Genomic DNA, 23,801 nt, shown 5'->3' with positions numbered 1-23,801 from the left:
TCTAGGGCAGCCGCATCAGGCGCGCCGCCCGCGTCCACAGGATCGCGGTTTCCACCCTCCGGCCGGGGTAGATCTGCGCCAGTGCCTGCGCATAGGCGCGCATCTGGCGCAGGATGCCCTCCGGCACCTCGGCCACCGATCCCGGGATCACCGCGTTGGACTTGTAGTCGATGGCAAGTACATGATCGGAGGCCACCAGCAGCCGGTCGATGGTGCCCAGCAGGCGGCGACCGTCCAGATCGGCGGTGATCGCCACCTCGGTCAGCGCGTCAGGGGCGAACAGGAACGCTAGGTCGGGCGCCGCCAGTACCGCCTCTGCCTCGGCCAGAACGGCGGGCAGGTCGGGTGCATCCCCCAGCAAGGCCGCTGCCATGCCGGGCCACCGCAACGGGTCAAGGCCCGGCAAATGCTCCAGCAGCAGGTGCAGGGCGGTGCCGCGTGCCTTGGCCGCAGCCTCGTCCAGCCCCGCCTCGCCCGGCAGCGCCTTGGCTCCGCCGAGGCCCGAGGGCGACAGCAGGTCGGGCAGCACCGGCACGGCCGGGGCCGGGCGGCGCATCCAGCCGGGCAGGGAGGACGGCGCGGCGGGTGGGGGGCGGCCAGCGGTTGAGGTGCGGGCCAATCGCCGACCGTGTAGCTCAGCCCGCCCGCATCGGCCACCGCCCCCGCCGCTTCCATCCCGCGTCGGATCAGGTCGTGCCACGATGCGCCGCCGACCTTGCCCGCCGCAGCCACGATCAGCCAGCTTTGCGCCCGGGTCATCGCGACATAGAGGAGCCGCAGGCTTTCCGCTGCCGCGCGGGCCTTGCGCGCCTCACGCGCCGCCGCGATGGCGGGCGGGCTGGCGTCGGCCGGGGTTTTCCACACCATCGGGCCGTCTTCCAGCGCGAACAGCTCGTCGCGCTCGCGGGGTGTCAGGTCGGCGGTGTCGGGCAGGATGACCACCGGCGCCTCCAGCCCCTTGGCGCCGTGCACCGTCATGACGCGGATCCGCGCCCCCGCCGAATCCATCTGGCGCTTGACCTCGACATCGTCGGTCTGCAGCCAGGTCAGGAAGCCGGTCAGGCTGGGCACGTCGTTGCGTTCATAGGACAGCGCCTGCGACAGCAGTTCGTCAATCCCGTCCTCGGCCTCGGCCCCCAGCCGGGCGAGCAGGCGGCGGCGGCCGTCGTGGCGGGTCAGGGCGCGTTCGATCAGATCGAAGGGGCGCAGGAAATCGGCCTGATCGCGCAGGTCGCGCAGGATCGCCAGCGTTTCGGGGTGATCGCCGCCCCGCAACGCCTCCCACAGATAGCCCTTGCGGCCGTGGGCGAGCGTGTAAAGCTGCTGTTCCGTCCAGCCCAGCAGGGGCGAGCGCAGCGCCTCGGCCAGTGCCAGGTCATCCTCGGGCGTCGCAAGAAAGGCCAAGAGCGCGGCCAGATCCTTCACCGCCAGTTCCGCCCCCAGCTTCAGCCGGTCGGCCCCGGCAATCGCCAGCCCGGCGGCCTTGCAGGCCCTGATCACCTCGGCAAAGATGTCGGACCTACGCCGCACCAGGATCAGAAAGTCGCCCTCATGCACCGGGCGCGGGCCGGCATCGGTGGGGATCTGCTGACCCTCGTCGATCATCGCCCTGATCCGCGCCGCAACCGCCCGGCCCAGCCGCGCCGCGTGATGTTCGTCAGAGATCAGGTCGACCGGGTCGAACCATTCCTTCTCGGCGGGCTTTTCGGCGGGGATGATGGCGGGCCACAGCTCCACCTTCCCCGGCATCGCGTCCTTGAACGCCAGATGCCGGACCTCGCCGCCCAGATCGGCCCGCGTGCGCTCGTCAAAGGTGAAATCGACCAGCCGCAGGATCGCGGGCGAGGAGCGGAACGAATGTTCCAGCGACAGGCTGTGCAGCGGGGTGCCCGCCTCGGCCAGCCGGGTCTGGAACAGGCCGCGCATCTTGTCGAAGGCGGCGACATCGGCACCCTGAAACGAATAGATCGACTGTTTCTTGTCGCCCACCACGAAGATCGTGCGCAGCGTGTCGCGCGCGCCGCGCCCGGCGGTGAATTCCTGCGCCAGCAGCTCGATCACCCGCCACTGGTCGGGGCTGGTGTCCTGCGCCTCGTCCACCAGAATGTGGTCGATGCCGCCATCCAGCCGGAACAGCACCCATTGCGCCACCGACGGGTCGGTCAGCAGGGCCTTGGCGCGGGTGATCAGGTCGTCGAAATCGAGCGCCCCCCGCGCCGCCTTGCGCGCCGCATAAAGCGGCAGGAAAGCGGCGGCGAAGGCGTGCATCACCCGCGCCCGTTCGGCCGCGGCAAGGGCAAGGCGTGGCGCACGGGCGGCCTCGACCCTCAGCATCAGGGATTCGAGGCGGTCGAGCAGGGGGCCGAGGGCGGCGCGGGTGTCCTTGGTCGGGAAGCTGCCGAGCTTGGCGGTGAAGGGCTCCTTGGTCTTGCCGCCGGTCAGGAAAAGGTCTTCCAGCGCGGCCAGCGTCGCCAGATCGGGCGCGGAAAGGGTCATCGCACCCAGCGCCGCAGCCGCCTTCAGGTCTGTCGTCGACCCCCGGGCGAGCACGGTTGCGACATCGGCCAACCACTCCGCCTCCCCGCCCAGAAACACGGAGTCCAGCACCGTGCCGGGCGTCACGCCGTCGGGCAGGCCGAACAGCGCGCGGCAGGCGGCGGCATCCATCGGGCGGGCAAAGCCTGCGCGGCGGTTGGCGATTTCCTGCGCGACATTGCCGAAATCCTCGCCGGTATAGGCGGCGGCAAGGTCGGCCACCGCCTGCGGGGCCAGAGTTTCGGCCATGTCCTCCACGATGGCGTCGCGCAAGAGGCTGGCGGCGCGGTCGTCAAGCTCGGTGAACTGCGGCGACACGCCGGCCTCCAGCGGAAAGCGGCGCAGCAGGGAGGCACAGAAGGAATGGATGGTCTGGATGCGCAGCCCGCCCGGCGTCTCGATGGCGCGGGCGAAGAGCTGCCGTGCCTGCGCCAGCTTTTCCGGGGCAACGCCGCCTTCCAGACCCAGCTCGGCCAGCGCCCGGCGCAGCGCGTCATCCTCCAGCATGGCCCAGCCGCCCAGGCGGCGGAACAGGCGGTTCTGCATCTCGGACGCGGCGGCCTTGGTATAGGTCAGACACAGGATGCGCCCCGGCTCCACCCCGTTCAGCAAGAGCCGCGCCACCCGGTCGGTCAGCACGCGGGTCTTGCCGGAACCGGCGTTGGCCGACAGCCAGGTCGAGGCGGCAGGGTCCGCCGCCTGCACCTGCCGTTCGGAGGCATCGTTGCGCCTCATCCCACATCCTCCGGCTCTGGCCAGGCGTTCATCTCCCATTCGCCGTAGCGGGCAAGGTGGTCGTAGTCGCCGGGAAATCGTTCTTCAAACACCGCGCGGCGGGCTGCGTAGCCCTGATCATGGGTCAGATAGCGGGCGATCAGCCGGTGCAGGTCTTCCCAGACGCGACCCAGCATGTCTTGCGAGATCACGGTTTCCTCGACCTTCGGGCTGGCCCCCAGCCCGATATAGCTGATCCGCGCTACCTCGCGCGGGCCACCCAGTGCCGCAAAGGCGCCGCGTTCGGCCATCGCGGCCTCCAGCAACAGTTGCTTGTCATAGGCGGCCTGCATCTTGGCGGTCGGCGGCGCGCCGGTCTTGTAGTCGAGAATGTGCACCCGGCCATCGGGCAGCGCGTCGATCCGGTCGGGCTTGGCGGTCAGGGTGAAGGGCAGGGGGGTCAGGGTGACGTGGCCGGGGGTTTCGATCACCAGCGGCACACCGGCCTGCGCCGCCTCGGCGGTCAGGAAGAAATCGGCGGACCGGTCCAGCCGCGCCCGCCACAGGGCACGGGCAGCGGGCCACGGCGCCTCGGTCACCAGTACCTGTTCGGCAATATCCATCAGGCGGAGGCGGGCCTCGGCGCGCGTTTCCTCTGGCCGGTCTTTCACGAAGCGTTCCAGGATGGTGTGCAGCAGCGACCCGCGCAGCCGGGCATCGGGGCTCTGCTTCAGCGGGTCGAGCTTCTTCAGCCGCAGGATGTAGCGGGCATAGATCGCATAGGGGTCGCGGATCAGGGTGCGGATGCCGGTCACCGCCAGTTCGGTCGGCCGGGCGGCGACCGGGGGGCGCGGCGCGGGGCGCTTGGCGGGGGGCAAGGTCGCCTCGGGCAGTTCCAGCCGCGCGGCCAGCGCCAGCCAGCCCGCCCCGCGCCCCTGCATTGCCGCCAGCGCCAGCGGCCCGCCCTGCGCGGGCAAGCCGCCCAGCAGGTTCTGCAAGCGGTTCAGCCAGCGCGAGGGCACGGATTCCGCCTCGGCATCGCGGAGCGCGCGGGTAAGCACCACCTCGGGCGCGGCTATGGCCTGCTGATAGTCATGCGCCGACAGCCCGATCCGCCGTTCGGGCAGCAAGAGCCCGGCACGCAGCCGCATCTGGCGGTTCAGCCACGGGTCGGGCGGCGGCATCTGCGGCCAGATGCCATCGTTGAGCCCGCCGAGGATGACCAGATCGGCGCCCTGCACCCGCGCCTCCAGCGTGCCCCAGATCATCAGATGCGGGTGGGGCTGGACATCCTCGCGCACCTCGCCCTTGGCGAGGATAGCCTCGAACAGGGCGCGGTAGTCGGCGGGGGTCAGGGTGCCGCCATGCGGGGCCTCGCGCTGCAATTCGGCCATCGCGGCCAGTGCCGCCTCGCCGGGCTTTTCCAGCCAGAGGCCGCCGGAGGTGGCGCCATCCGGGCCGCGCGCCAGCGTTTCGGTCAGGGCGAGATGCTGTGCCACATGGTCGGACAGCGGGCGCGGGCCGATGGTTTCCAGGCCCGCCAGCGCCCCGGCCAGCCATTCGGCCCAGGGCAGTGCCAGCGGGTCGGGCCGGGTGGCCGCCCATTCAGTCAGCACCGCGCCGGTGGGGAAGGGCGGCCCGTATTTCCGCAGCTTCAGTTCCAGATCACGGGTGAAGCGCAGATGCGTGCCCCGGGCCGCCCCGCTGGCGGTCAGCGGATGCTTCAGCAGGGTCAGCAGCGCCTCGGCGGTCAGGCGCTGCCCGATCAGCCCCGCGACATGGCGCAACAGCCGCCCCGGTGCCGAAAGCGCCAGCGGCCGCCCGGCGGAATCGTCGGGCAGGATGCCCCAGCGGTCCAGCGCCGCAGTGACCTGTCGGGTCAGGTTGCGGTCGGGGGTGATCAGCGCCGCCCGGCGGCCCTGCTCGGCGGCATGGCGCAGGATCAGGGCAATGGCCAGCGCCTCGGCCCTTGGCGTTTGCGCCTCGATCAGGGTCATGCCTTCCGTCGCCTGCCCCAGATCGGGCAGACGCTTGCCTTCGGTCAGCCATTGGTCGGTGACGGGGGCTGGGCGCAATGACAGCGAAATCAGACGGTTGCGCGCCGTGCTGGGCGCATCCGCCGTAACCCATGGCGCCACGTCGCCGGGGGAAAGACCCAAGGCATCTATCAGGCGGCGGAAGCGGAACTGCGGATGATCCTCTGCGGTCAGCGCATCGCCAAGCCCCTGCCACACCGTGCCCGGCAGGTCGAAATCGAACCCCGGCAGCACCAGCGCGCCCTGCGGCAGCCCGGCCACCGCCTGCATCAAGAGCGCCGTGGTGCCGCGCGACCCGGTGGAGCCTGCCACGATCACCGGCCCCGGCGGCGGATCTGCGGCCCAGCTGGCGGCCAGCGCCGTGACCACCATTCGCTGCCGGGTTTCGGAATCGGGCGCCTCGGTTCCGGCGAAGAACGGCGCGACGATGGCCATGAACGCCTGCGTGCGGTGCCAGTGCGCCGAATGGTCCGACACGTCGAGCGCCGCAATCGTGGCAGGGCTGACGCCTTCGCCCTGCATCTCGTCCATCAGGGTGGCGAGGCTGTCGGCCAGATCGTAAAGCGCGGCGCGCGGGGCGAGATCGGGTTGCCCATCCAGCAGGCGCGCGACAAGCTGCGTAAGCTCCAGCCTGCGCCGCAGCGGCGGAACGGCGGGGGGCAGACCGGCCAGCGCCGCCTCTGGCCCCAGATCGGTGACCACCCGAAGGCGAGGCAGGAAACCGGCACCTTGCGCGGCGAACAGGTCGGTGATCCGCCGTCGCATCCGCTGGGTGTTGACGAAAAGCTGCACCTGCGCCATCGCCTCGGGCGGCTGGCCCGCCAGCCTTTCACGCAGACCCTGCACCAGCAGCGCCGGGAAATCGACACCGGGCGGCAGCGCGAACAGGCGGGGGCCGGGCATGTCAAACATCGGCAGCCAGCAGGGCTTCGGCATCCGCGATGCCTTCGGGGCGGCCGACATCGCACCAGCCGCCGTGATGGATAAGCCCGTAGGCCCGGCCTTGCCCGATCAGCCGGTCCCACAGCAGGTTGAGCGAGAAGCTGGCCTCGGCAAACCCCGCCAGCAGGTCGGGGCGGATGATCTGCGCGCCAAGATACACCAAGCCCTCGGCCCCATCGGCCCGCGCAATCCGGCCCTGCCCGTCGAGCGTGAAGTCGGCGCGGGCGGGGTGCCCCTGCGCCGCGCCCACCGGCAAGACCAGCAGCAGCGCATCCATCCGCGCGCCATCCCAGGCGGCGCGGAGTTGTGTCAGCGGGTTCTGCCCCGTCCAGACCGCATCGGTGTTCAGCGTGAGCACCGGGCCGTCGCCCAGCAGCGGCAGCGCCGCCCGCAAACCGCCGCCGGTATCGAGGATCCGGTCACGCTCCCAGGACAGGGCGACATCGGGGCGGGCGGCAAGGTGGGCGGCAAGCCGGTCGGGCAGGTAGTGCAGGTTGACCACCTTGCGCGTGATGCCCGCCGCATCGGCCAGCGCCAGCGCATGGTCGATCAGTGCCCGCCCGGCCACCGGGATCAGCGGCTTCGGCCGGTCTGCGGTCAGCGCACCCATCCGGGTGCCGAAACCGGCGGCGAACAGCATCAGGGCTTCGGGGTCGTTCCGCATTGCCTGCCGATCCTTTCCAGCCGGTCGGGGGTGGGCTCCGGCAACAGCCTGTCGCAGATCGTGCGCAACGGGGCCAGCGCGGGATGCGCGAGGTTCTGCTGCAACTGGCCCCAGACGCGCGGGATCAGCCGCAGGTATTGCGGCTTGCCGTCCTTCAGGCACAGCCGGGCAAAGATGCCCAGAATGCGCAGGGCGCGCTGGGCGCCAAGCACGGCACAGGCGCGGGCGAAGCTTTCGGGGTCGGCCCCGGTCGCCGTGGTGAACCGCGCCATCATCGCGGCCCCGGTTTCCGGCGACACGTCGCGGCGCGCGTCCTGCAACAGCGAGACCAGATCGTAGCCCGGCTGGCCCATCTGCCCCAGCTGGAAATCGAGCAGGCCGACCCGCCGCAGCCCCTCGCTCCCAGGGAGCCAGAGCAGGTTCTCGGCGTGGTAATCGCGCAGGATCATCACGCGCGGGCCGTCGGCGTAAGTGGCAAGCAGGTCGGCCAGCGTGGCGACCAAGGGCCCGGTATCGCAGCGGTCGCCGGTGATGGCATGGCGATACCAGTCCAGCGCGAAATCCGCCGCGCGCGCCCAGTCCCCTGCCGAAAGGTCGGGCAGGCCGTCGGGGGCGGGATGCGCCTGAAGATGCACAAGCACATCGGTTGCGGCGGCGTAAAGCGGCATCTCGGCTGCCGGATCGGCAGGGATCAGCCGGGCATAAAGGGCATCGCCCAGGTCCTCCAGCAGCAGGAAGCCATGCGCCAGATCCTGCGCCAGCACCTCTGGCGCCGACAGGCCGAGGCCGCGCAGATGGGCCGCGATCCGCAGGAAGACGGCGGGGTCGTCGCCCTTGCCCGGCGGGGCATCCATCAGCACGGCGGTCTGTCCTCCGCGCCGCAGCCGGTCGTAAGACCGGTCGGAGGCATCGCCCGCAAGGAAGGCGCGATCCGCATCGCCCCAGCCGGAGCGGGCGAGGAAATCCCGCGACAGGGCGGCGCGGTCAGACATGCGCGCCCCATTCGCGGGAAAGCCTGTCAAGCAGGGCGGCACGGCCTGCGCCGGACAGGGTGACGCGCCGCCCGTCGGCCTCAGCCAGAAGATGCAGGTGCAGCGCGCCCGGGGGGGCGAGGGAGCCCAGCCTTTCCGGCCATTCAATCAGACAGACCGCGGTGTCGAACGCCGCCTCCAGCCCCAGTTCGACCACCTGATCGGGGTGCGACAGGCGGTAAAGGTCGGCGTGCCAGATCTCGACGCCCCCTGCGTCATAGGTCTGCACCAGGGTGAAGGTCGGCGACGGCACGTCTTCGGCATGACCCAGCCGTTCGCGGATCAGGGCGCGTGCGAGATGGGTCTTGCCCGCGCCGATCGCGCCCGAAAGCAGCAGGGTGTCGCCGGGCTGCAAGGCGTGTGCCAGCCAGCGCCCCAGCCGGGACGTTGCCTCGTCCGAAGGCAGGAACAGCGAAAGCGAAGCAGCGACCGGCATGGCGCGACCTTATCGCCGCCCGCCGGGGCACCGCAAGCCCGTCAGGCAGACCGGCGCACGGCCCTTGCGGTGGCAAAGGCCGGGGCGGTGCCTTCGACCGGTGCCGCGGGCCGGAACGTGACAAGCGAGGCCCCGCCCGCGAGCGCGGAGAACCGACACGACACCAGCCTGCCGTCGGCCAGCCGGGCGTCGCCGCCCCAGGCGGCCCTTTCGCCCAGTGTCGCCACGAAACGCTCGGCCTCCGACCAGATCGGCGAGGGGGCGGAATTGTCGCGCCAATGCGCGGCCAGCGTGGCAATCGCCCCGTCGCCGAGACCCGCCGCCGGATCATGGCCCCAGAGCGTTGCATAGGCGGCATTCGACATCACCAGCAGGCCCGCCTGCGAAAAGACGGCTATGGCATCATCCATCGCGTCGATCACCGCCTGCCCAAGCTCGAGATCCGCGCGATACCGCCGGGTGCGCGACATCTCGTTCGAGATGTCTTCGAACATCATGGCCAGCGCGCCGTTGGGGTGCGGGCGGCCGATCACGCGGTAGGTCTGACCGGAAGGCAGGCTCCAGGTTTCTTCGTAAGTGCCGGAGGATGCCGCTTTTTCAAGCTCGTTCATCTGCTTGCGCCAACCGCGGTAATCCTTGGGTTCCGGAATCATGTTGCGGTCGCGCATCGCGTCGAGCACCGCGAACAGGGTCGGGCGCAGCGACAGGAAGTCCGGCGGCAGGCCGGTCAGGTCGATCAGGGCAGGGTTGAACAGGGCAAGCTGGCGCTGGTTGTCGAAGATCGCAAGGCCGATGGGCAGATGCGCGAAAGTCTTGGTCAGCGTCTGCATGAAGTCGCGCAGGTGGCCTTCGGCCTGCACCGCCGCATCGGCAGGCAGGCCGAAGACCAGCCGCCCCTCGCCATCGGGATAGCTGATCAGGTCGAACCAGACCGCCCCGCCGCCGGGCTGTTCCAGCCGCTGACGCTGCCCCGAAGCCCCCTGCGCGCTGGCCGTCCGTTCAAACAGGCGCGGCAGGGGCCAGCCCAGATCCTGCCCGGGGTCGAGACTTCGTGCCGCTTGCAGCAGATAGGCCGAATTGGCCCAGACCACGTCGCCGCCCGCCGCCTCGCGCCAGATCATCATCGGGGCTTGCGTCACGGTCGAGCGCAACTGTGCCAGTTCTTCCTCGATCACCCGCTGGGTCAGGGGGTCGGCGCCGGGCGGATTGGTTTCTGCCTCGGGGTCGAGCAGGGTGATGCGGGTCAGACCGCCACGCAGTTCGGCGCGCAGCATCAGCGGGGCCTGCCCAGAATCGACCGATGCCAGCGCAATCCGCCCTTCGCCCGACAGCGCGCCAAGCCGGGTCTCGAACGCCGGGAAGCGCGGGCCGAGCACCGCCAGAAGCCGGGCCCACGGCGAACCCTTGCCGTGACTTTGCGCCAGAAGGGCCCGCGCGCCGGGCGTGGCATCGACGAGCGTTTCGCCATCGAACAGGAAGGTGGTGCCCCCGGCCGTTTCTGTGAAGATCGCCCCCCTTGACGCGGCGCCGCGCGCCTGAAGGGCTGCAAGCGCCAGCAATCCCGCCACCGCGGCAAACACGGCCGTCGCCAGAAGCTCCAGGCCGAGCACCCAGTCCACTTGCATGCCGAATCCCCAAAAGAGAAAAGCCCCGATCAGGAGCAACCGTGAGAGGAGAAAGTTAACAGAAGATTAAAGGCGGAACCGGGCGACTGGAAGAAAAGAGAATGGCGCCATTTTTACAAGCGACTAGGTCTCGAACCTCGTGTTCTCGCCCAGCGGCTGGTCGGTCGGGGCCAGCAGGCGTTCGATCGGCCAAACCACCTCGATGATCGCGCCGCAGCGAACGGGGCGTTCGTCGGGCCGCAGGAACGGGTCGGTGCCGTTGGCAAAGGTCAGTTCGGCGCCCGAGCGTTCCAGCAGGGTCTTGGCGATGAACAGGCCAAGACCCATGCCTTCGTATTCGGGGCGCTTCGCCAGATCCTGTTCCGACCGGCGGCTGCGCACGAACGGGTCGCCGATCCGGCCGATCAGATGCGGCGGGTAGCCCTCGCCATCGTCGCTGATCCGGACCAGAATCCGCGTGCGGGTCCAGCGCGCCTCGACCCAGACGGTGCTTCGGGCGAAATCGACTGCGTTCTGGATCAGGTTGCGCAAGCCGTGGATCACCTCGGGCGGGCGCCGGACGTTCAGCTGGCGCCGCTCGCCGCCCACGCCCGGTTCCAGCCGGAACAGGATGGTCTTGCCGCGGTTGATGTGCGGTTCGGCGGCCTCGCGCAGCACGGCGTCCAGCGGGGCCTGCCGCAGATGCAGGTCATCCTTCCCGGCCCGGCCCATCGAATGCAGGATGTCGCGGCACCGGTCTGCCTGATCGCGGATCAGCCGGGCATCGTCGCGCAGGTCCGGCCATTCATCCAGTTCCTCGATCATTTCGGCACTGACCAGCTTGATCGTGGCCAGCGGTGTTCCGAGTTCGTGCGCCGCAGCCGCCACCACCCCGCCAAGGTCGGTCAGCTTCTGTTCGCGTGCCAGCGCCATCTGGGTGGCCAGCAGCGCCTCGGACATCGACCGGATTTCGGTCGCGATCCGCCGCGAATAAAGCCCGAGGAACAGGATGCCGATCACGATCGACAGCCAGAACCCGAACTCGAACAGCTCGGGAATGACCAGCATCTCTCCGGTCTGGAAATGCAGGGGCAGGTTGTAGCTTGCAACGAAGGTCACCATCCCGATCGCGATCAGCCCCAGCATCAGCGTGGTGCGCAGTTGCAGCGCGCTGGCGGAAATGATCACCGGGGCCAGCAGCAGCAGCGCGAACGGGTTTGTCAGCCCGCCGGTCAGGAAGATCAGCGCCGATAGCTGGGCCAGATCGAACAGCAGCGTCATCAGCGCCTCGCCCTCGGACAGGCGCTTGTTCTCGGGATAGACGAAAATCGACACCAGGTTGGCGATGATCGCCGCCCCCACGGCCAGGTAGCAAAGCCCGAGCGGCAGCGCGAGCCCGGTGATGCGGTCGGCCACCGTGATCGCGGCAAGCTGACCGGTGACCGCCATCCAGCGCAGCACGATCAGGGTGCGCAGCCGGACCCAGTCGCCATGGGTTTCCCGCGAAAGCAGGCCGAGTTTGGGAGAGAACATGAAATGCCCTTGCGATCGCAGGTCGATATTGCCCCTTGTTAAGCGAGGCCGCTTGCTGGTTCAATGGTGCCGCCCGAAAGAACGCGGGCGGCATGTGGAGGCGGCAACCGATGACGAGGCTGAGTGCAGGGCTGGCTGCGGCCATGACGCTGGTGATTGTGGGCGTTTCCGTCTGGGCGGCGTTCTTCCGCGGCGGGGCCGACATCTACAGCGAATGCCGCGGCGGGCAGGTCGCCGGGGGCGCGATCGGCGGGCCGTTCACCCTGATCGACGAAACCGGGGCAACGGTCACGGATGCCGAGGTGATCACCCGGCCGTCGCTGGTCTATTTCGGCTACACCTTCTGCCCCGATGTCTGTCCGCTCGACAATGCCCGCAATGCCGAAGCGGTGGATATTCTGGAAGAACAGGGGTTGGAGGTGACGCCGGTGTTCATCTCGGTCGATCCGGCGCGCGACACGCCCGAAGTGATGGCCGAGTTCACCGACAACATGCACCCCCGGATGGTCGGTCTGACCGGCAGCCTCGAACAGGTCAAGGCGGCGTCGCTGGCCTACAAGACATACTTCAAGATCCAGGACCCGACAGAGGAATACTATCTGATCGACCATTCCACTTTCACCTATCTGGTGCTGCCCGGAACCGGCTTCGTCGATTTCTTCAAACGCGAGGTCACGCCGGACCAGATGGCCGAACGTGTGGCTTGCGTGCTCAATGCCGGTTGAATATGTCAGCGCGGTTTGACCTCTGCGCAAAATGGGCTTACGGTCTGCGGACACGCGCAGGACAGGGGATGTCAGCATGGTTGAGGAATTGGGCGCCGAGCTTGGGGCCGACAGGACGCTTCTGCTTGTCGATGACGACGAGCCTTTCGTGAAGCGTCTTGCCAAAGCCATGGAAAAGCGCGGCTTCATCCCGGAAACCGCTGACAGTGTTGCGGCCGGCAAGGCGATTGCGCAGGCGCGTCCCCCGGCCTACGCCGTGGTCGACCTGCGGCTGGAAGATGGCAACGGCCTTGACGTGGTCGAGATCTTGCGCGAACGGCGTCCCGATTGCCGGATCGTGGTTCTGACCGGCTATGGCGCGATTGCGACGGCAGTTGCCGCGGTGAAGATCGGCGCGACGGATTACCTTTCCAAACCCGCCGATGCCAACGAGGTGACCAATGCGCTGCTGGCACGCGGTGAAACCCTGCCGCCGCCGCCGGAAAACCCGATGTCGGCCGACCGGGTCCGTTGGGAGCATATCCAGCGCGTTTACGAGATGTGCGAACGCAATGTCAGCGAAACCGCCCGCCGCCTGAACATGCATCGCCGCACGTTGCAGCGCATCCTCGCCAAGCGCAGCCCAAAGTAAAGTAAGCGTGATTTCGCCAATCGAGGGCTCCGGTATTCCGGGGCCCTTTTGGGTATTCAGGCTATCTTGAGTTTATCCGCGAGTTGGATTAAATTGATATGGGGATGATACAAGGATAGACTCGTGGACAAGAACTTGAACGCGCTGACGCTGAAGGAACTGAAAGACCTTCAGGTGCAGGTTGCAAAGGCAATTGCATCCTATGAAGACCGAAAGAAAAAAGACGCCCTCGCGGATCTTGAGGAGCGGGCCCGCGAGATGGGTTTCTCGCTTTCGGAACTGACGGGCGTTGCGCCGTCGCGCAAACGCGCCCCGGCAGCCGCGAAGTATGCCACCCAAGTTCGACAGTTAAACGCGTAAGTGATTGATATTATTATGGCGTAATAGCCAAAAATGTAACTACGGGGCCCTATCGGGCGGGTTTTGGCAGGCTCAGGGCATCAAAAAGCTCGAGTTGCGCCGGGGTTGGCGTGGTGGTTCCTTGGAACGTTTTTTCCGCGATACGGGCTTGATGCCTGTGGATGCGAGCCAGCAGGTCGAGCGCCGTGCGAGGGCTGCCGGCGTGTCCCTTGGCCTTCAGGCGCATGCGCATGACGCGGTAGAGCACGAGGGCGAGAAAGCAGATCAAGGCATGGGCGCGGATGCGGTCTGGCAGGCGATGATGAACCGGCGCGATCTCGATATCGGATTTCAGGACGCGGAAGCCGCGTTCGATATCGGCCAGGCTCTTATAGCGGGTGACTGCCTCCGCGGGCGTGAGGTCGGGAGCGTTGGTCAGAAGCGCCAGCTTGCCATCGAAGAGCTCTGCCTGGGTGATGGCATCCTCGTCCACGGCCCAGCTGAAGCGGTCTGCGGTATAGTCGGCCTTGATGAAGCGGGTCAGCTCGGCCTCTGCCACGGCGCGGGTGAAGCGGCTGTAGGCGCCCCGGTCGGAGGCGCGGCGACCGCGGGCGGTCTCGCCGGCGTCCTGTGCATCCAGCCGTGTCACCAGCTTGTCGGCCATGGTTTCCAGCTCCGCTATCCGCTCCCGCCGCTTGGCCGATTGCAGCGCTGCCCGGTCGGGATCCTGAGCCACGATGAGCCGGTTGCCAGCAAAGGCAGCCTCGGCAAGACCCTCCACGAAAGCCAACCCACGGAAGGTCTCGACGAGTTCCCCATAGCGGCGGGCCGGCACGGCCAAGATGAACTCGAGCTTGCGGCCACCATGATCGGCCATGGCGGTGAGCTCACCGATGTTGTCGAGGCTCAGCAGGCCACGGTCCGCCACCAAGATGATACGCTGGATGGGGAAACGCTGCAGCACGGTTTTGAGCATGGCCTGCAACGTCTTGGTTTCAGCCACATTGCCGGGGTGGACCGTATGCATCAGAGGCAGGCCCTCGGCGGTCTGCACGACGCCGAGGACGAACTGGCGGGCGATGCCGCCGGTTTCCTTGTTCATGCCAAAGGCGCGCAGATCGTCGTCGACCCTCCCCTCCCCGTGGATGCGCACGGTGGTCAGATCATAGAAGACAATGGCCAGATCATGATCCACGAGGGGCCTGATCTGACGGGCGAGCGCGCCCTCGACAGTCTCGGCATGGTCCATCAGCGCATCCATGGCACGCAGCAGATGCTGGTGGGTGACGCCCTGTGGCATCGCGGGCATTGCCACGGTTTCGAGCCAGCGCAGGCACCCGAGCTTGCTGTCCGGGGCGCAGAGCCGATTGAACACCATGGCGCGGATCAGGGCCTCAGCGTCGATCTCCCTGCGCCCGGATCGCAGGGCGCGCTGCAGGGCGCGATCAAAGCCGAGATCCTTCCAAAGCTCGTGAAGGGCGAAGACGTCGCCGTAGCCGAGGGAGGCATCGTAGATGACATCCGACGCCGTATTTTCAGCGCGCCCGGCTGCACGGTTCAGCCCGTTGATGAGGGCATCGAGCTGTCCCAGTTTGAACGCATCCAGCCGACCGAGATTGGCCACGACGCGCAGCCGCGACTTGCCCGCATCGTTGCGGAACGACTCGACAATCTGCAGGTAGCGGCGACCGCCGGACTCTGTGACGCGCGTAAACATGGAATGCAGAATAGAGGAAAAACCGCTGAAAATAAAGGGAATTTATCGCTAGGGCGTGTAACTACAGATACGTTGCAAAAGCCATCTTGGGGCGAGCTAACCACTTGATTTTCCTATCCTGACGATTCCAAAACTACCAAAAACCGCCCCGCAGCTGTCGAACTTGGGATGCCAACCCGGAGAATCCTTCGGATACCTGGTCGGGCCGCGGGCGCAGGCCGCGCTGGTTCGAGGCTGCCATGAAGGCCGGCAAAGCCGCCGACGATCTGGCAGTCTGACGGGGATACCGGTTCCGGTATTGGCCGTGATGGTATTCCGGCGAACCCGAGGGTTATCTTCAGGCCGACCCGGCCTTGATGCTGATTGCAGTCCCGGGTCATGAACGGCAATTGCGGTCGCCCAAAGGCAGGGCAACCTGCATCGGCTAGGGGATGCAGTCTGACAGCAGCGCCGAATGGCGGGCAACATAGGCTGCGCGCACCACGACAGGTGGGCGCAGCCGGATTTCCAGCCCCGTCAGCAATATCGCATTCTGCCGCCCGAACAGCTTGTCTGCCTCTGTTCTGGTGAAGCCTGCAATCTGCACGGCCTCCAGCCAGGCCGATACCCGGTCTGCCGCCTTGACGGCCTTCTTCACGGCGGGCGGCAGCAGCGCGGGCAGGCCGAAGCGAATATGAACCGCAGCCGAAAGCCGGGCATCCAGTTCGCCATAGGCCGGGCCGACGGCCGATTTCACCGGGCTGATCATGTCGCCGATGACGTATTCGGGCGCGTCGTGCAGCAGCGCCGCCAGCCGCCATTTCGCGGGCTGCCCGGGGTTCATGCGGGAAAAGATCTCTTCGACCAGCAGCGAGTGTTCCGCAACCGAATAGGGCCAGTCGCCAAAGGTCTGCCCGTTCCACCGCGCGACGAAGGCCAGGCCATGCGCGATGTCCTCGATCTCGATATCGACCGGGGTCGGGTCCAGCAGGTCCAGCCTGCGGCCCGAAAGCATCCGTTGCCAGGCGCGGGGTTGTTTCATCGGGGCCTCTTTCTGCGGCCCGACCCTAGACAGTGAAGCCCTGCGTTGTCGAGACCCGCAACAAATGCTATCTGCCGCGCAATCACATTGAAAAGGAGCGCGGCTCATGCCGAACGATCACATCGTCAAGGATATCTCTCTGGCCGAATTCGGTCGCAAGGAACTGACTATCGCGGAAACCGAAATGCCGGGTCTGATGGCGCTGCGCGAGGAATTCGGCACCACGAAACCGCTGAAGGGCGCGCGCATCGCGGGCAGCCTGCACATGACGATCCAGACCGGCGTGCTGATCGAGACGCTGGTGGCGCTGGGCGCCGATGTGCGCTGGGCCTCGTGCAACATCTTCTCGACCCAGGATCACGCGGCGGCCGCGATTGCCGAAACCGGCACCCCGGTCTTTGCCATCAAGGGCGAAACGCTGGAAGAATACTGGACCTATACCGACAAGATCTTCCAGTTCGCCGAAGGCACCTGCAACATGATCCTGGATGATGGCGGCGACGCGACGCTGTATATTCTGATGGGCGCGCGGGTCGAAGCGGGTGAGACCGACCTGATCGCCGTGCCGACCAGCGATGAAGAAGTTTGCCTGTTCAACCAGATCCGCAAGCGCCTTGCCGAGAGCCCGGGCTGGTTCACCGCACAGCGCGCCGCCATCAAGGGCGTGTCGGAAGAGACCACCACCGGCGTTCACCGCCTTTACGACCTGCACAAGCGCGGCGAACTGCCCTTTCCGGCGATCAACGTCAACGACTCGGTCACCAAGTCGAAGTTCGACAACAAGTATGGCTGCAAGGAATCGCTGGTCGACGGCATTCGCCGCGCCACCGACACCATGATGGCCGGCAAGGTCGCCGTGGTCTGTGGCTATGGCGACGTGGGCAAGGGCTCTGCCGCCTCGCTGCAGGGCGCGGGCGCCCGGGTGAAGGTGACCGAGGTCGATCCGATCTGCGCACTTCAGGCCGCGATGGACGGGTTCGAGGTGGTGCTGCTCGAAGACGTGGTGTCTTCGGCCGACATCTTCATCACCACCACCGGCAACCGCGACGTGATCCGCATCGAGCATATCCGCGAGATGAAGGACATGGCGATCGTCGGCAACATCGGCCACTTCGACAATGAAATCCAGGTCGCCGCGCTGAAGAACCACAAGTGGACCAACATCAAGGACCAGGTGGACATGATCGAGATGCCCTCGGGCGCGCGGATCATCCTGCTTTCCGAAGGGCGCCTGCTGAACCTCGGCAACGCGACCGGGCATCCGTCCTTCGTGATGTCGGCCTCGTTCACCAACCAGGTGCTGGCGCAGATCGAGCTCTGGACCAAGGGCGGCGACTATGCGCCGGGCGTCTACATCCTGCCGAAGGCGCTGGATGAAAAGGTCGCCCGCCTGCATCTGAAGAAGATCGGCGTCAAGCTGACCGAGTTGCGCAAGGATCAGGCCGACTATATCGGCGTGAACGTCGACGGCCCGTTCAAGTCGGACCATTACCGCTATTGAGGCGCGCGGGGCCGGGTGCAAGCCCGGCCCCATGCTTGCGGCGCTTGTGCAACGCCGGGCGGGGCACCGCCAGACACCCTTTGCCAGCACGGCCATCCCTGCCTATCATCGCCGCACCGAAGCAAACACCCGGCACAAGGGGCAGCGAGGCGGGATGGAACAGAACAGCAAACGGGAACAGGTTCGGGGCAAGCTGCTGGAAAGCCTGCCCAAGGGCGGCGTGGTTGCAGAAATCGGCGTCTGGGAAGGCAATTTCAGCCAGCGCATTCTGGAAATCTGCCAGCCCGCCGAACTGCACCTGATCGACCCCTGGATGTATATGCCGGAGTTCGGCAATACCGGTTTCGGCCGCAAGAAGAACGAACACCTGATGGAAGAGAAGTATCAGGCGGTCGTTGCGCTGTTCGCGGGCAATCCGGTGGTGAAGATTCACCGCGCCACCTCGGCTGACGCCATGAACGCGCTGCCCGATGGGTCGCTGGACTGGGTCTATATCGACGGCAATCACAACGATCCCTTCATCTCGGACGATATCGCGCTTTGCCTCAAGAAGGTGAAACCGAACGGCATCATCGCGGGTGACGATTTCAGCTGGCAGGCCGAAGCCAGCGGTGCGCCGGTGAAACACGCGGTGGAAAAGGCCGTTGCCGCATTGGGCGCAAAGGCCAGCCTGAAGCTGCTGGCCAACCAGTGGGCGGTCCGCCTGAGCCGTGCCTGACCCTGCGTAAGCCGGAAAGCGCGGCCGACATTTTCCTTTGTCGGCCCTTTCCTTTCGCCTAAGCTTTCGTCCAATCGGCAGGCATGGGCCATGCCGGACCAACGGGACGAGGACATGCCACATGAGCAAGAGAGACGATCTGATCGCCAGATATGCCGAAGACCTGAAGACGAAATGCGGCATCGTTGCCGACATGGCGCTGCTGACCAAGGTCACCATCGGTTGCGGCCCGGCAATCTACAGCGACGATTCCTCTACCGTTGCCGGCACGGACGCCGGCGAGCTGGAAACCATCAAGCAGAATTTCCTGATGAAGAAACTGGGGCTGGCGGATTCACCGGCGCTGATGGACGGCATTCAGGCGGTGATCGAAACCTATGGCAGGTCAAACCGTTCCAAGTTCCGCGCGGTGGTCTATTACATGCTGGTCCGGCATTTCGGCAAGGAAGCGGTTTACGGCTGATCCTGCCAACGGGTTGCCGCACGCCCGCGCCGGTGGCGCGGGCTTCCTTTCCGGGCCCTTAAAGATTTTGAGCCGAATGGAATCAATTCTTCACGGCATTGCCGTTGGTGCGGGCCCGGATTCGGGGTAGTGTTCAGCCTTGGGCAGAAGCCCGGGACCTTTTCAGAACACGTGTGGTGCTAGGGAGCGCGTGGGGTGGATGAAGGGTCCCGTAGGGGTGCGGGGCCCTTCGTTCCTTTCCCGGCAACCCGAACGTCCCCCGTTGGCGGCTTTGGCGCCGTCATCAGTTGCCGCGCAAGGGTCAGGGTTCCACGCCACCAAGGCCGCAGACGATTCGCCATTCCTCTGGGGTGACCGGCTGCACGGACAGGCGGGTGTTCTTCACCAGCGCCATGTTTTCAAGCCCCGGCTGCACCTTGCAGGTATCCAGCGTCACCGGCCGGGCAAAGGGCCGAACCGCCCGGACCCAGACGCAATCCCAGCGCGGATCGTCGGTCGTGCTGTCGGGCGCGCTTTCGCGGCAGACCTCGACGATGCCGACCACGGCCTTGCCAATGTTGGAGTGATAGAAGAACCCCTGATCGCCAACCTTCATCGCCCGCATGTTGTTGCGCGCCTGATAGTTGCGCACGCCGTGCCATTCCTCGCCCGCATCGCCCCTGGCGACCTGGTGATCCCATCCCCAGACATCGGGTTCGGACTTGAACAGCCAGAAGGCCATCAGCCGATCACCTTCTTCCACTCGGTGATCGTGACCGAGGCGAACAGACCGGCCAGCGCATAGGGGTCGGCGGCGGCCCATTGCCGGGCCTGATCCAGCGTTTCAATCGACAGGATGACCAGCGACCCGGTCATCCGGCCTTCGGCATCCAGAAACGGCCCGGCCATTTCGACCACGCCGGAGCTTTCGATATGCGCCAGATGGGCGGCGCGGGTATCAAGCCGGATTTGCAGCGCATCAGGCTTGTCTTGGCAGATCAGGGCAACTCGCATCGTTCATTCCTGTTTCAGGGGGCGGGACATCAGGGCCTGGATTGCATCGGGCAGGGCTATCCTGCCACGGGTCAGGGCAGAAACCATCATGGCAACCGGCATGTCGATCGCATGTTTCTGCGCAAGGTCGCAGACGGCCTTCGCGGTGGCCACGCCCTCGACCGTCACGGACGTGTCGAACGGCTGGCCCGCACCCAGCGCCCGGCCATAGCGGAAGTTGCGTGACTGGTCGGATGTGCAGGTCAGCACCAGATCACCGAAACCCGACAGGCCGGCCAGCGTTTCCGCCCGCGCCCCGAAGCGCAGCGCAAGGCGGACCATCTCGGCATAACCGCGCGTCATCAGGGCGGCGCGGGCAGAATCGCCCAGTCCCGCACCGATCACCACGCCGGCCGCGATGGCGACCACGTTCTTCAGCGCACCGCCCATCTCGGCCCCGGTTACATCGGTGGTGCGGTAAAGCCGCAGCACCCCGGTCGACAACCGCCTTTGCAGTGCCTCGCCCGCCGCCTCGTCGGCGCAGGCCAGCGTCAGGGCGGTCGGCAGGCCGCGCGCGATGTCGGCGGCAAAGCTGGGGCCGGTCAGCAGCGCGGGCAGCGCCGCCGGGCAGGCGCGGGCAATCAGGCCGGTCGGCCCCAGCCCGGTCGCGAGGTCGACGCCCTTGCAGCAGGCCACCAGCCGCCGCCCGTCGAGCCTTGCGGCGTGTTCGGCCAGAAATCCGCCCAACGCCTGGGTCGGCACGGCAATCAGCACGGTCTGCGCCTCAACCGCTGCCAAGTCTGCCGTGACGGTCACGCTGTCGGGCAGCACCACCCCCGGCAGCCGCGCCCCGGCGGCCGAGCGACCCCAGAGCGTCACCCGCCCTTCGCGCCCAAGCGCCACAGCCAAGGCGGTGCCGAACGCGCCCGAACCCAGAATGGCCACGCTCATGCCTTCGCCCCCTTCTTGCCGAACCCCAGCAGCGCCGGGCTGGTCTTGTCCAGCGGCCAGCGCGGGCGGGCGGCCAGCGTCATGTCGTCGCGCAGGCCAAGCCGGAACCGCTCGATTCCGGCCCAGGCGATCATTGCGCCATTGTCGGTGCAAAGCGCCAGCGGCGGCGCAAGAAAGCGCACACCGGCCTTTTCGCACACGGCTTCCAGCACGGCGCGGATCCGGCTGTTGGCCGCCACCCCGCCGGCGACGGCAAAGGCCGCCACCCCCGCCAGACCCAGCGCGCGGCGGGTCTTTTCGCCCAGCACCGCCGCCACCGCTTCCTGAAAGCCGGCGCAGAGGTCGGCGCGGTCGGCGCGGGTCAGCCCGCCCTGTGCGGCCACCAGACCATCGCGCGCCCGCAGCACCGCCGTCTTCAGCCCCGAGAACGACATGTCGCAGCCGGGCCGGTCCAGCAGCGGGCGGGGCAAGGTGAACCGCCGCGCATCGCCTGCGCGCGCCTCGGTTTCGACAAAAGGGCCGCCGGGTTGCGGCAGGCCCAGGAGTTTCGCTACCTTGTCAAAGGCTTCGCCCGGGGCATCGTCGATCGAGCCGCCCAGCCGGGTAAAATCTTCGGCGCCGCGCACCAGCAGAAACTGGCAATGCCCGCCCGAAACCAGCAGCATCAGATAGGGAAACGTCAACCCGTCGGTCAGCCGCGGCGTCAGCGCGTGCCCGGCCAGATGGTTCACGCCAACCAGCGGCAGCCCTGTCGCGGCGCACAGGCCCTTGGCGCACATCACCCCCGACAGCACGCCGCCGATCAGCCCCGGCCCCGCCGTCACCGCCACGCCGTCCAGATCGGCCAGCGTCACCTGCGCCTCCAGCAACGCCCGCTCGATGCAGTGATCCAGCCGCTCGGCATGGGCGCGGGCCGCAATCTCGGGCACCACGCCGCCAAAGGGGGCATGGAGCGCCGCCTGCCCGTCAACGACCGACGACAGGATCTGCGCCACCTGCCCCGGCACATGGCGCACCACCGCTGCCGCGGTGTCGTCGCAGCTGCTTTCGATGCCAAGGAAGGTCAGCGTCGCCATGGGCATACCGTTGCCAGAAAGGTTGCCCGCAGGTAACACCTGCACCATGACCAGACAATCCCCGGCCCCGACCCTGCCCGCGATCCTGCTGACCCGCCCGGCCGAACAGGGCGACCGTTTCGCAGCGGCGCTGCGCGCGCGCTTTGGCGACAGCTTGCGCTGCGTCGCCGCGCCGATGCTCGTTCCGCGCTACTTTGCGCCTGCTTTGCCGCAAACGCCGGTGGACGCGCTGATATTCACCTCGGAAACCGGCGTTGCCGCTTTTGCGCGACTATCCGCCGACCCCGTGCTGGCGCGAATCACCCGGGCGTGGTGCGTGGGCGATCGCACGGCCAAGGCGGCACGCGATTGCGGACTGACCGCGATCTCGGCGAAAGGCGATGCCGACGCGCTGCTGGAAGCCATTGTTGCGGCAGGCGAAACCGGGCCGCTCTTGCACCTGCGCGGGGCCGAGGTGCGGGGCGATCTGGCCGGAATGCTGACCGCCAGGGGCATTCCGACCGATCAGGCTGTTGTTTACGCGCAAGAATCCGCGGCGCTGACGCCGGACGCGCTGCATCTTCTGCGGCAGGGGGCGCCAGTGGTGGTGCCGCTGTTTTCGCCGCGCAGCGCCAGCTTGTTCACCGCTGCGGCGCAGCAGGCGGGCACCTCGGCACCGCTATGGGTTGCGGCCCTGTCGCCGACTGTGGCAGAGGCGGCCGGGGGCCTGCAACCGGCTCGCATGGTCACGGCAGGGCGGCCCGATTCTGACGCCATGCAAGAGGCCGTGGCGCTGCTGATTGCCGCAGGAGGCGGCGCTTGAGCGAGAGCCGCGCAACGACTAGGGTCAAGTGAGTCCGGCCACCCCCCGGACAGGCTAGGAGGCAAGGCCATGGCAAATACGGATTCCAAGCTGCCGCGGCAGGACGATCTGGTTGGCGACGAAACGTCAAGGCCGGGTTTCGTGACCTCCGCGCCGGAATGGGGCGAAGCGTCGCGCCCTGACCAGTCGCGCGACGTTCCCGATGCCGAAGAGATTCTGCGCGATCTGGACGATGCGCCGAAAGCCGCATCGAACCGCACAGGTTCCGATGCCGAAATCTCCGAGGGGCCGTTCGCCGCCGAAAGCGCCCGGGTGCAACCCGTGGCGGCGGCAGCGCCGCGCAGACGTGGCGCAGGCGGCTTCTTCGGTCTGCTGCTGGGTGGTTTGATCGCCGCGGGCATGGGTTTCGCCCTGGCGCGGTTTGCGGTGCCCGATGGCTGGCCGCTGGCCGCCACCGGCCCGATGGAGGCGCGGATCGCCACGCAGGCCACTGAAATCACCGCCTTGACCAGCGCCGTCGCCGCCCTTCGCGCCGATCTTGACGCACGCCCGGTCGGGGCGACCGAAGACCAGCTTGCGCCGATGATGTCAGATATCGCTGCGGCGAATGCCGCGCTGACCGCTGCGGCCGAGGCCGCCACCGCGCTTGAAGAAAGGATGACCAGGCTGGAGCAACTGCCGATCGAAGGCGGCGGCATGTCGCCCGCCGCGCTGTTCGCGATGCAATCCGATCTTGGCGGCCTGAAGGTTCAGGTCGAGGAACTCCGCGCCGCCACCGCCGCAATGCCCGCCGAAATCGTGGCGTCGGTCGAGGCCGCGCAGAACAGGCTTACCGAAGCCGAAGCCAATGCCAACGCGATCAAGGCCGAAGCCGTGGCCACTGCCCGCGCCGCGATTTCGCTCGCGGCCCTTTCCCGGGTGCAGGCCGCGATCGACAGCGGTTCGCCCTATGGCGAGGCGCTGACCGACCTTGCGACCTCTGGCGTCGAGGTTCCCGGCATTCTGGTCGGGGCGGCGGGCAAGGGCTTGCCGACGCTGCCGGCCCTTATCGACCAATTCTCCGAACCGGCACGGGCGGCACTGGAAGCCTCGCTGCGGGCGAACATGGGGGAACAGGTCACCGACCGGATCAGCGCCTTCCTGCGCAGCCAGACCGGCGTGAGGTCGCTTTCCCCGCGCGAAGGCGACGATCCCGATGCCGTTCTGTCGCGGATGGAGGCTGCGCTGCGCGCGGGCGACCTTGCGGGGGCGGTCGCGCTGCTTGACAGCCTGCCACCCGAAGGCAAGGCGGCGATGGAACCGTGGACTGCGCTCGCGACCTTGCGGCTGCAGGCAACCCAAGCGACCGCCGATCTGGCGGCCAAACTGACAGCAAAGTGAGGCGCGCACG

Annotated in this window: 19 protein-coding genes and 3 pseudogenes; 9 read left to right on the top strand and 13 right to left on the bottom strand. The window is 67.4% G+C overall.

All coding sequences use genetic code 11. The annotated features are described in order from the left end of the window. Position 1 precedes the first annotated feature (1 nt). The 7 genes and pseudogenes from addA to RNZ50_21525 form a co-directional block, all read right to left on the bottom strand. Positions 2-3,270, bottom strand: a pseudogene (addA, locus tag RNZ50_21555) (double-strand break repair helicase AddA). Beyond that, the gene (gene addB / locus RNZ50_21550; protein ID MDT8857579.1) at positions 3,267-6,197 is read right to left on the bottom strand and encodes a double-strand break repair protein AddB; all 2,931 of its coding nucleotides are present in this window, start codon (positions 6,195-6,197) and stop codon (positions 3,267-3,269) included. Before addB ends, addA begins: the two are co-directional and overlap by 4 nt. Then, positions 6,190-6,891, bottom strand: a complete 702-nt coding sequence (locus RNZ50_21545; GenBank protein MDT8857578.1) for a nucleotidyltransferase family protein — start codon at positions 6,889-6,891, stop codon at positions 6,190-6,192. The genes addB and RNZ50_21545 overlap by 8 nt, the downstream gene beginning before the upstream one ends. Then, positions 6,867-7,883, bottom strand: a complete 1,017-nt coding sequence (locus tag RNZ50_21540) for a phosphotransferase (protein ID MDT8857577.1) — start codon at positions 7,881-7,883, stop codon at positions 6,867-6,869. The genes RNZ50_21545 and RNZ50_21540 overlap by 25 nt, the downstream gene beginning before the upstream one ends. Further along, positions 7,876-8,358, bottom strand: a complete 483-nt coding sequence (gene tsaE, locus RNZ50_21535; GenBank protein MDT8857576.1) for a tRNA (adenosine(37)-N6)-threonylcarbamoyltransferase complex ATPase subunit type 1 TsaE — start codon at positions 8,356-8,358, stop codon at positions 7,876-7,878. The genes RNZ50_21540 and tsaE overlap by 8 nt, the downstream gene beginning before the upstream one ends. A gap of 41 nt (positions 8,359-8,399) precedes the next feature. Further along, positions 8,400-9,983: a PAS-domain containing protein gene (locus tag RNZ50_21530; GenBank protein ID MDT8857575.1), complete on the bottom strand. Its 1,584-nt coding sequence runs from the start codon at positions 9,981-9,983 to the stop codon at positions 8,400-8,402. Between the two features lie 123 nt (positions 9,984-10,106). Beyond that, positions 10,107-11,495 carry an ActS/PrrB/RegB family redox-sensitive histidine kinase gene (locus RNZ50_21525; protein MDT8857574.1) on the bottom strand — a complete coding sequence of 463 codons (1,389 nt, stop codon included), beginning with the start codon at positions 11,493-11,495 and terminating at the stop codon, positions 10,107-10,109. A gap of 110 nt (positions 11,496-11,605) precedes the next feature. Between RNZ50_21525 and RNZ50_21520 the strand changes: the two genes are divergently transcribed. The 3 genes and pseudogenes from RNZ50_21520 (at position 11,606) to RNZ50_21510 (ending at position 13,184) form a co-directional block, all read left to right on the top strand. Next, entirely contained in the window at positions 11,606-12,220 is a 615-nt protein-coding gene (locus tag RNZ50_21520) for an SCO family protein (GenBank protein MDT8857573.1), read from the top strand. A 76-nt stretch (positions 12,221-12,296) separates the two neighbouring features. Continuing rightward, positions 12,297-12,851: an ActR/PrrA/RegA family redox response regulator transcription factor gene (locus tag RNZ50_21515; GenBank protein MDT8857572.1), complete on the top strand. Its 555-nt coding sequence runs from the start codon at positions 12,297-12,299 to the stop codon at positions 12,849-12,851. Positions 12,852-12,974: 123 nt separating this feature from the next. After that, positions 12,975-13,184: pseudogene (locus RNZ50_21510) on the top strand (H-NS family nucleoid-associated regulatory protein). 76 nt (positions 13,185-13,260) lie between these two features. On the opposite strand, the gene RNZ50_21505 reads toward RNZ50_21510, so the two are convergent. After that, on the bottom strand, positions 13,261-14,907 hold the full coding sequence (locus RNZ50_21505) for an IS1634 family transposase (protein ID MDT8857571.1): 1,647 nt from the start codon (positions 14,905-14,907) through the stop codon (positions 13,261-13,263). Between the two features lie 170 nt (positions 14,908-15,077). On the opposite strand from RNZ50_21505, the pseudogene RNZ50_21500 reads away from it, so the two are divergent. Further along, positions 15,078-15,185 (top strand): annotated as a pseudogene (locus RNZ50_21500) (H-NS histone family protein). Positions 15,186-15,331: 146 nt separating this feature from the next. On the opposite strand, the gene RNZ50_21495 reads toward RNZ50_21500, so the two are convergent. Next, on the bottom strand, positions 15,332-15,928 hold the full coding sequence (locus tag RNZ50_21495) for an HD family hydrolase (protein MDT8857570.1): 597 nt from the start codon (positions 15,926-15,928) through the stop codon (positions 15,332-15,334). Positions 15,929-16,034: 106 nt separating this feature from the next. Between RNZ50_21495 and ahcY the strand changes: the two genes are divergently transcribed. The 3 genes from ahcY to RNZ50_21480 all read left to right on the top strand — a co-directional run bounded on the left by ahcY (position 16,035) and on the right by RNZ50_21480 (position 18,610). Then, positions 16,035-17,429: an adenosylhomocysteinase gene (gene ahcY, locus RNZ50_21490; GenBank protein ID MDT8857569.1), complete on the top strand. Its 1,395-nt coding sequence runs from the start codon at positions 16,035-16,037 to the stop codon at positions 17,427-17,429. 154 nt (positions 17,430-17,583) lie between these two features. Then, entirely contained in the window at positions 17,584-18,147 is a 564-nt protein-coding gene (locus tag RNZ50_21485; GenBank protein ID MDT8857568.1) for a class I SAM-dependent methyltransferase, read from the top strand. A 121-nt stretch (positions 18,148-18,268) separates the two neighbouring features. Further along, the gene (locus tag RNZ50_21480; protein ID MDT8857567.1) at positions 18,269-18,610 is read left to right on the top strand and encodes a DUF2853 family protein; all 342 of its coding nucleotides are present in this window, start codon (positions 18,269-18,271) and stop codon (positions 18,608-18,610) included. A 301-nt stretch (positions 18,611-18,911) separates the two neighbouring features. On the opposite strand, the gene RNZ50_21475 is transcribed toward RNZ50_21480, so the two are convergent. The 4 genes from RNZ50_21475 to tsaD are packed head-to-tail and all read right to left on the bottom strand — an operon-like array spanning position 18,912 to position 21,609. After that, positions 18,912-19,331, bottom strand: coding sequence for an EVE domain-containing protein (locus RNZ50_21475; protein ID MDT8857566.1), 420 nt, complete (start codon positions 19,329-19,331; stop codon positions 18,912-18,914). Continuing rightward, the gene (locus RNZ50_21470; GenBank protein MDT8857565.1) at positions 19,331-19,603 is read right to left on the bottom strand and encodes a YciI family protein; all 273 of its coding nucleotides are present in this window, start codon (positions 19,601-19,603) and stop codon (positions 19,331-19,333) included. Before RNZ50_21470 ends, RNZ50_21475 begins: the two co-directional genes overlap by 1 nt. 3 nt (positions 19,604-19,606) lie before the next feature. Further along, positions 19,607-20,533 (bottom strand): NAD(P)H-dependent glycerol-3-phosphate dehydrogenase, encoded by a 927-nt coding sequence (locus RNZ50_21465; protein MDT8857564.1) that lies wholly within the window; start codon positions 20,531-20,533, stop codon positions 19,607-19,609. Next, positions 20,530-21,609, bottom strand: coding sequence for a tRNA (adenosine(37)-N6)-threonylcarbamoyltransferase complex transferase subunit TsaD (tsaD, locus tag RNZ50_21460; protein ID MDT8857563.1), 1,080 nt, complete (start codon positions 21,607-21,609; stop codon positions 20,530-20,532). Before tsaD ends, RNZ50_21465 begins: the two co-directional genes overlap by 4 nt. 46 nt (positions 21,610-21,655) lie before the next feature. On the opposite strand from tsaD, the gene RNZ50_21455 reads away from it, so the two are divergent. Next, entirely contained in the window at positions 21,656-22,411 is a 756-nt protein-coding gene (locus RNZ50_21455) for a uroporphyrinogen-III synthase (protein MDT8857562.1), read from the top strand. 69 nt (positions 22,412-22,480) lie between these two features. Continuing rightward, positions 22,481-23,791: a hypothetical protein gene (locus RNZ50_21450; GenBank protein ID MDT8857561.1), complete on the top strand. Its 1,311-nt coding sequence runs from the start codon at positions 22,481-22,483 to the stop codon at positions 23,789-23,791. Positions 23,792-23,801 lie beyond the last annotated feature (10 nt).

The sequence above is a fragment of the Paracoccaceae bacterium Fryx2 genome, from assembly GCA_032334235.1.
Taxonomy (GTDB): domain Bacteria; phylum Pseudomonadota; class Alphaproteobacteria; order Rhodobacterales; family Rhodobacteraceae; genus JAVSGI01.
The sequence above is the reverse complement of the archived record's forward strand: the minus strand, read 5'-3'. Positions and strand labels throughout refer to the sequence as shown.

Excerpts from the sequence above, each read along its gene's own strand:
- addB (MDT8857579.1), bottom strand. The coding sequence starts at position 6,197 with ATGTTTGACATGCCCGGCCCCCGCCTGTTCGCGCTGCCGCCCGGTGTC.
- RNZ50_21545 (MDT8857578.1), bottom strand. The coding sequence starts at position 6,891 with ATGCGGAACGACCCCGAAGCCCTGATGCTGTTCGCCGCCGGTTTCGGC.
- RNZ50_21540 (MDT8857577.1), bottom strand. The coding sequence starts at position 7,883 with ATGTCTGACCGCGCCGCCCTGTCGCGGGATTTCCTCGCCCGCTCCGGC.
- tsaE (MDT8857576.1), bottom strand. The coding sequence starts at position 8,358 with ATGCCGGTCGCTGCTTCGCTTTCGCTGTTCCTGCCTTCGGACGAGGCA.
- RNZ50_21530 (MDT8857575.1), bottom strand. The coding sequence starts at position 9,983 with ATGCAAGTGGACTGGGTGCTCGGCCTGGAGCTTCTGGCGACGGCCGTG.
- RNZ50_21525 (MDT8857574.1), bottom strand. The coding sequence starts at position 11,495 with ATGTTCTCTCCCAAACTCGGCCTGCTTTCGCGGGAAACCCATGGCGAC.
- RNZ50_21520 (MDT8857573.1), top strand. The coding sequence starts at position 11,606 with ATGACGAGGCTGAGTGCAGGGCTGGCTGCGGCCATGACGCTGGTGATT.
- RNZ50_21515 (MDT8857572.1), top strand. The coding sequence starts at position 12,297 with ATGGTTGAGGAATTGGGCGCCGAGCTTGGGGCCGACAGGACGCTTCTG.
- RNZ50_21505 (MDT8857571.1), bottom strand. The coding sequence starts at position 14,907 with ATGTTTACGCGCGTCACAGAGTCCGGCGGTCGCCGCTACCTGCAGATT.
- RNZ50_21495 (MDT8857570.1), bottom strand. The coding sequence starts at position 15,928 with ATGAAACAACCCCGCGCCTGGCAACGGATGCTTTCGGGCCGCAGGCTG.
- ahcY (MDT8857569.1), top strand. The coding sequence starts at position 16,035 with ATGCCGAACGATCACATCGTCAAGGATATCTCTCTGGCCGAATTCGGT.
- RNZ50_21485 (MDT8857568.1), top strand. The coding sequence starts at position 17,584 with ATGGAACAGAACAGCAAACGGGAACAGGTTCGGGGCAAGCTGCTGGAA.
- RNZ50_21480 (MDT8857567.1), top strand. The coding sequence starts at position 18,269 with ATGAGCAAGAGAGACGATCTGATCGCCAGATATGCCGAAGACCTGAAG.
- RNZ50_21475 (MDT8857566.1), bottom strand. The coding sequence starts at position 19,331 with ATGGCCTTCTGGCTGTTCAAGTCCGAACCCGATGTCTGGGGATGGGAT.
- RNZ50_21470 (MDT8857565.1), bottom strand. The coding sequence starts at position 19,603 with ATGCGAGTTGCCCTGATCTGCCAAGACAAGCCTGATGCGCTGCAAATC.
- RNZ50_21465 (MDT8857564.1), bottom strand. The coding sequence starts at position 20,533 with ATGAGCGTGGCCATTCTGGGTTCGGGCGCGTTCGGCACCGCCTTGGCT.
- tsaD (MDT8857563.1), bottom strand. The coding sequence starts at position 21,609 with ATGGCGACGCTGACCTTCCTTGGCATCGAAAGCAGCTGCGACGACACC.
- RNZ50_21455 (MDT8857562.1), top strand. The coding sequence starts at position 21,656 with ATGACCAGACAATCCCCGGCCCCGACCCTGCCCGCGATCCTGCTGACC.
- RNZ50_21450 (MDT8857561.1), top strand. The coding sequence starts at position 22,481 with ATGGCAAATACGGATTCCAAGCTGCCGCGGCAGGACGATCTGGTTGGC.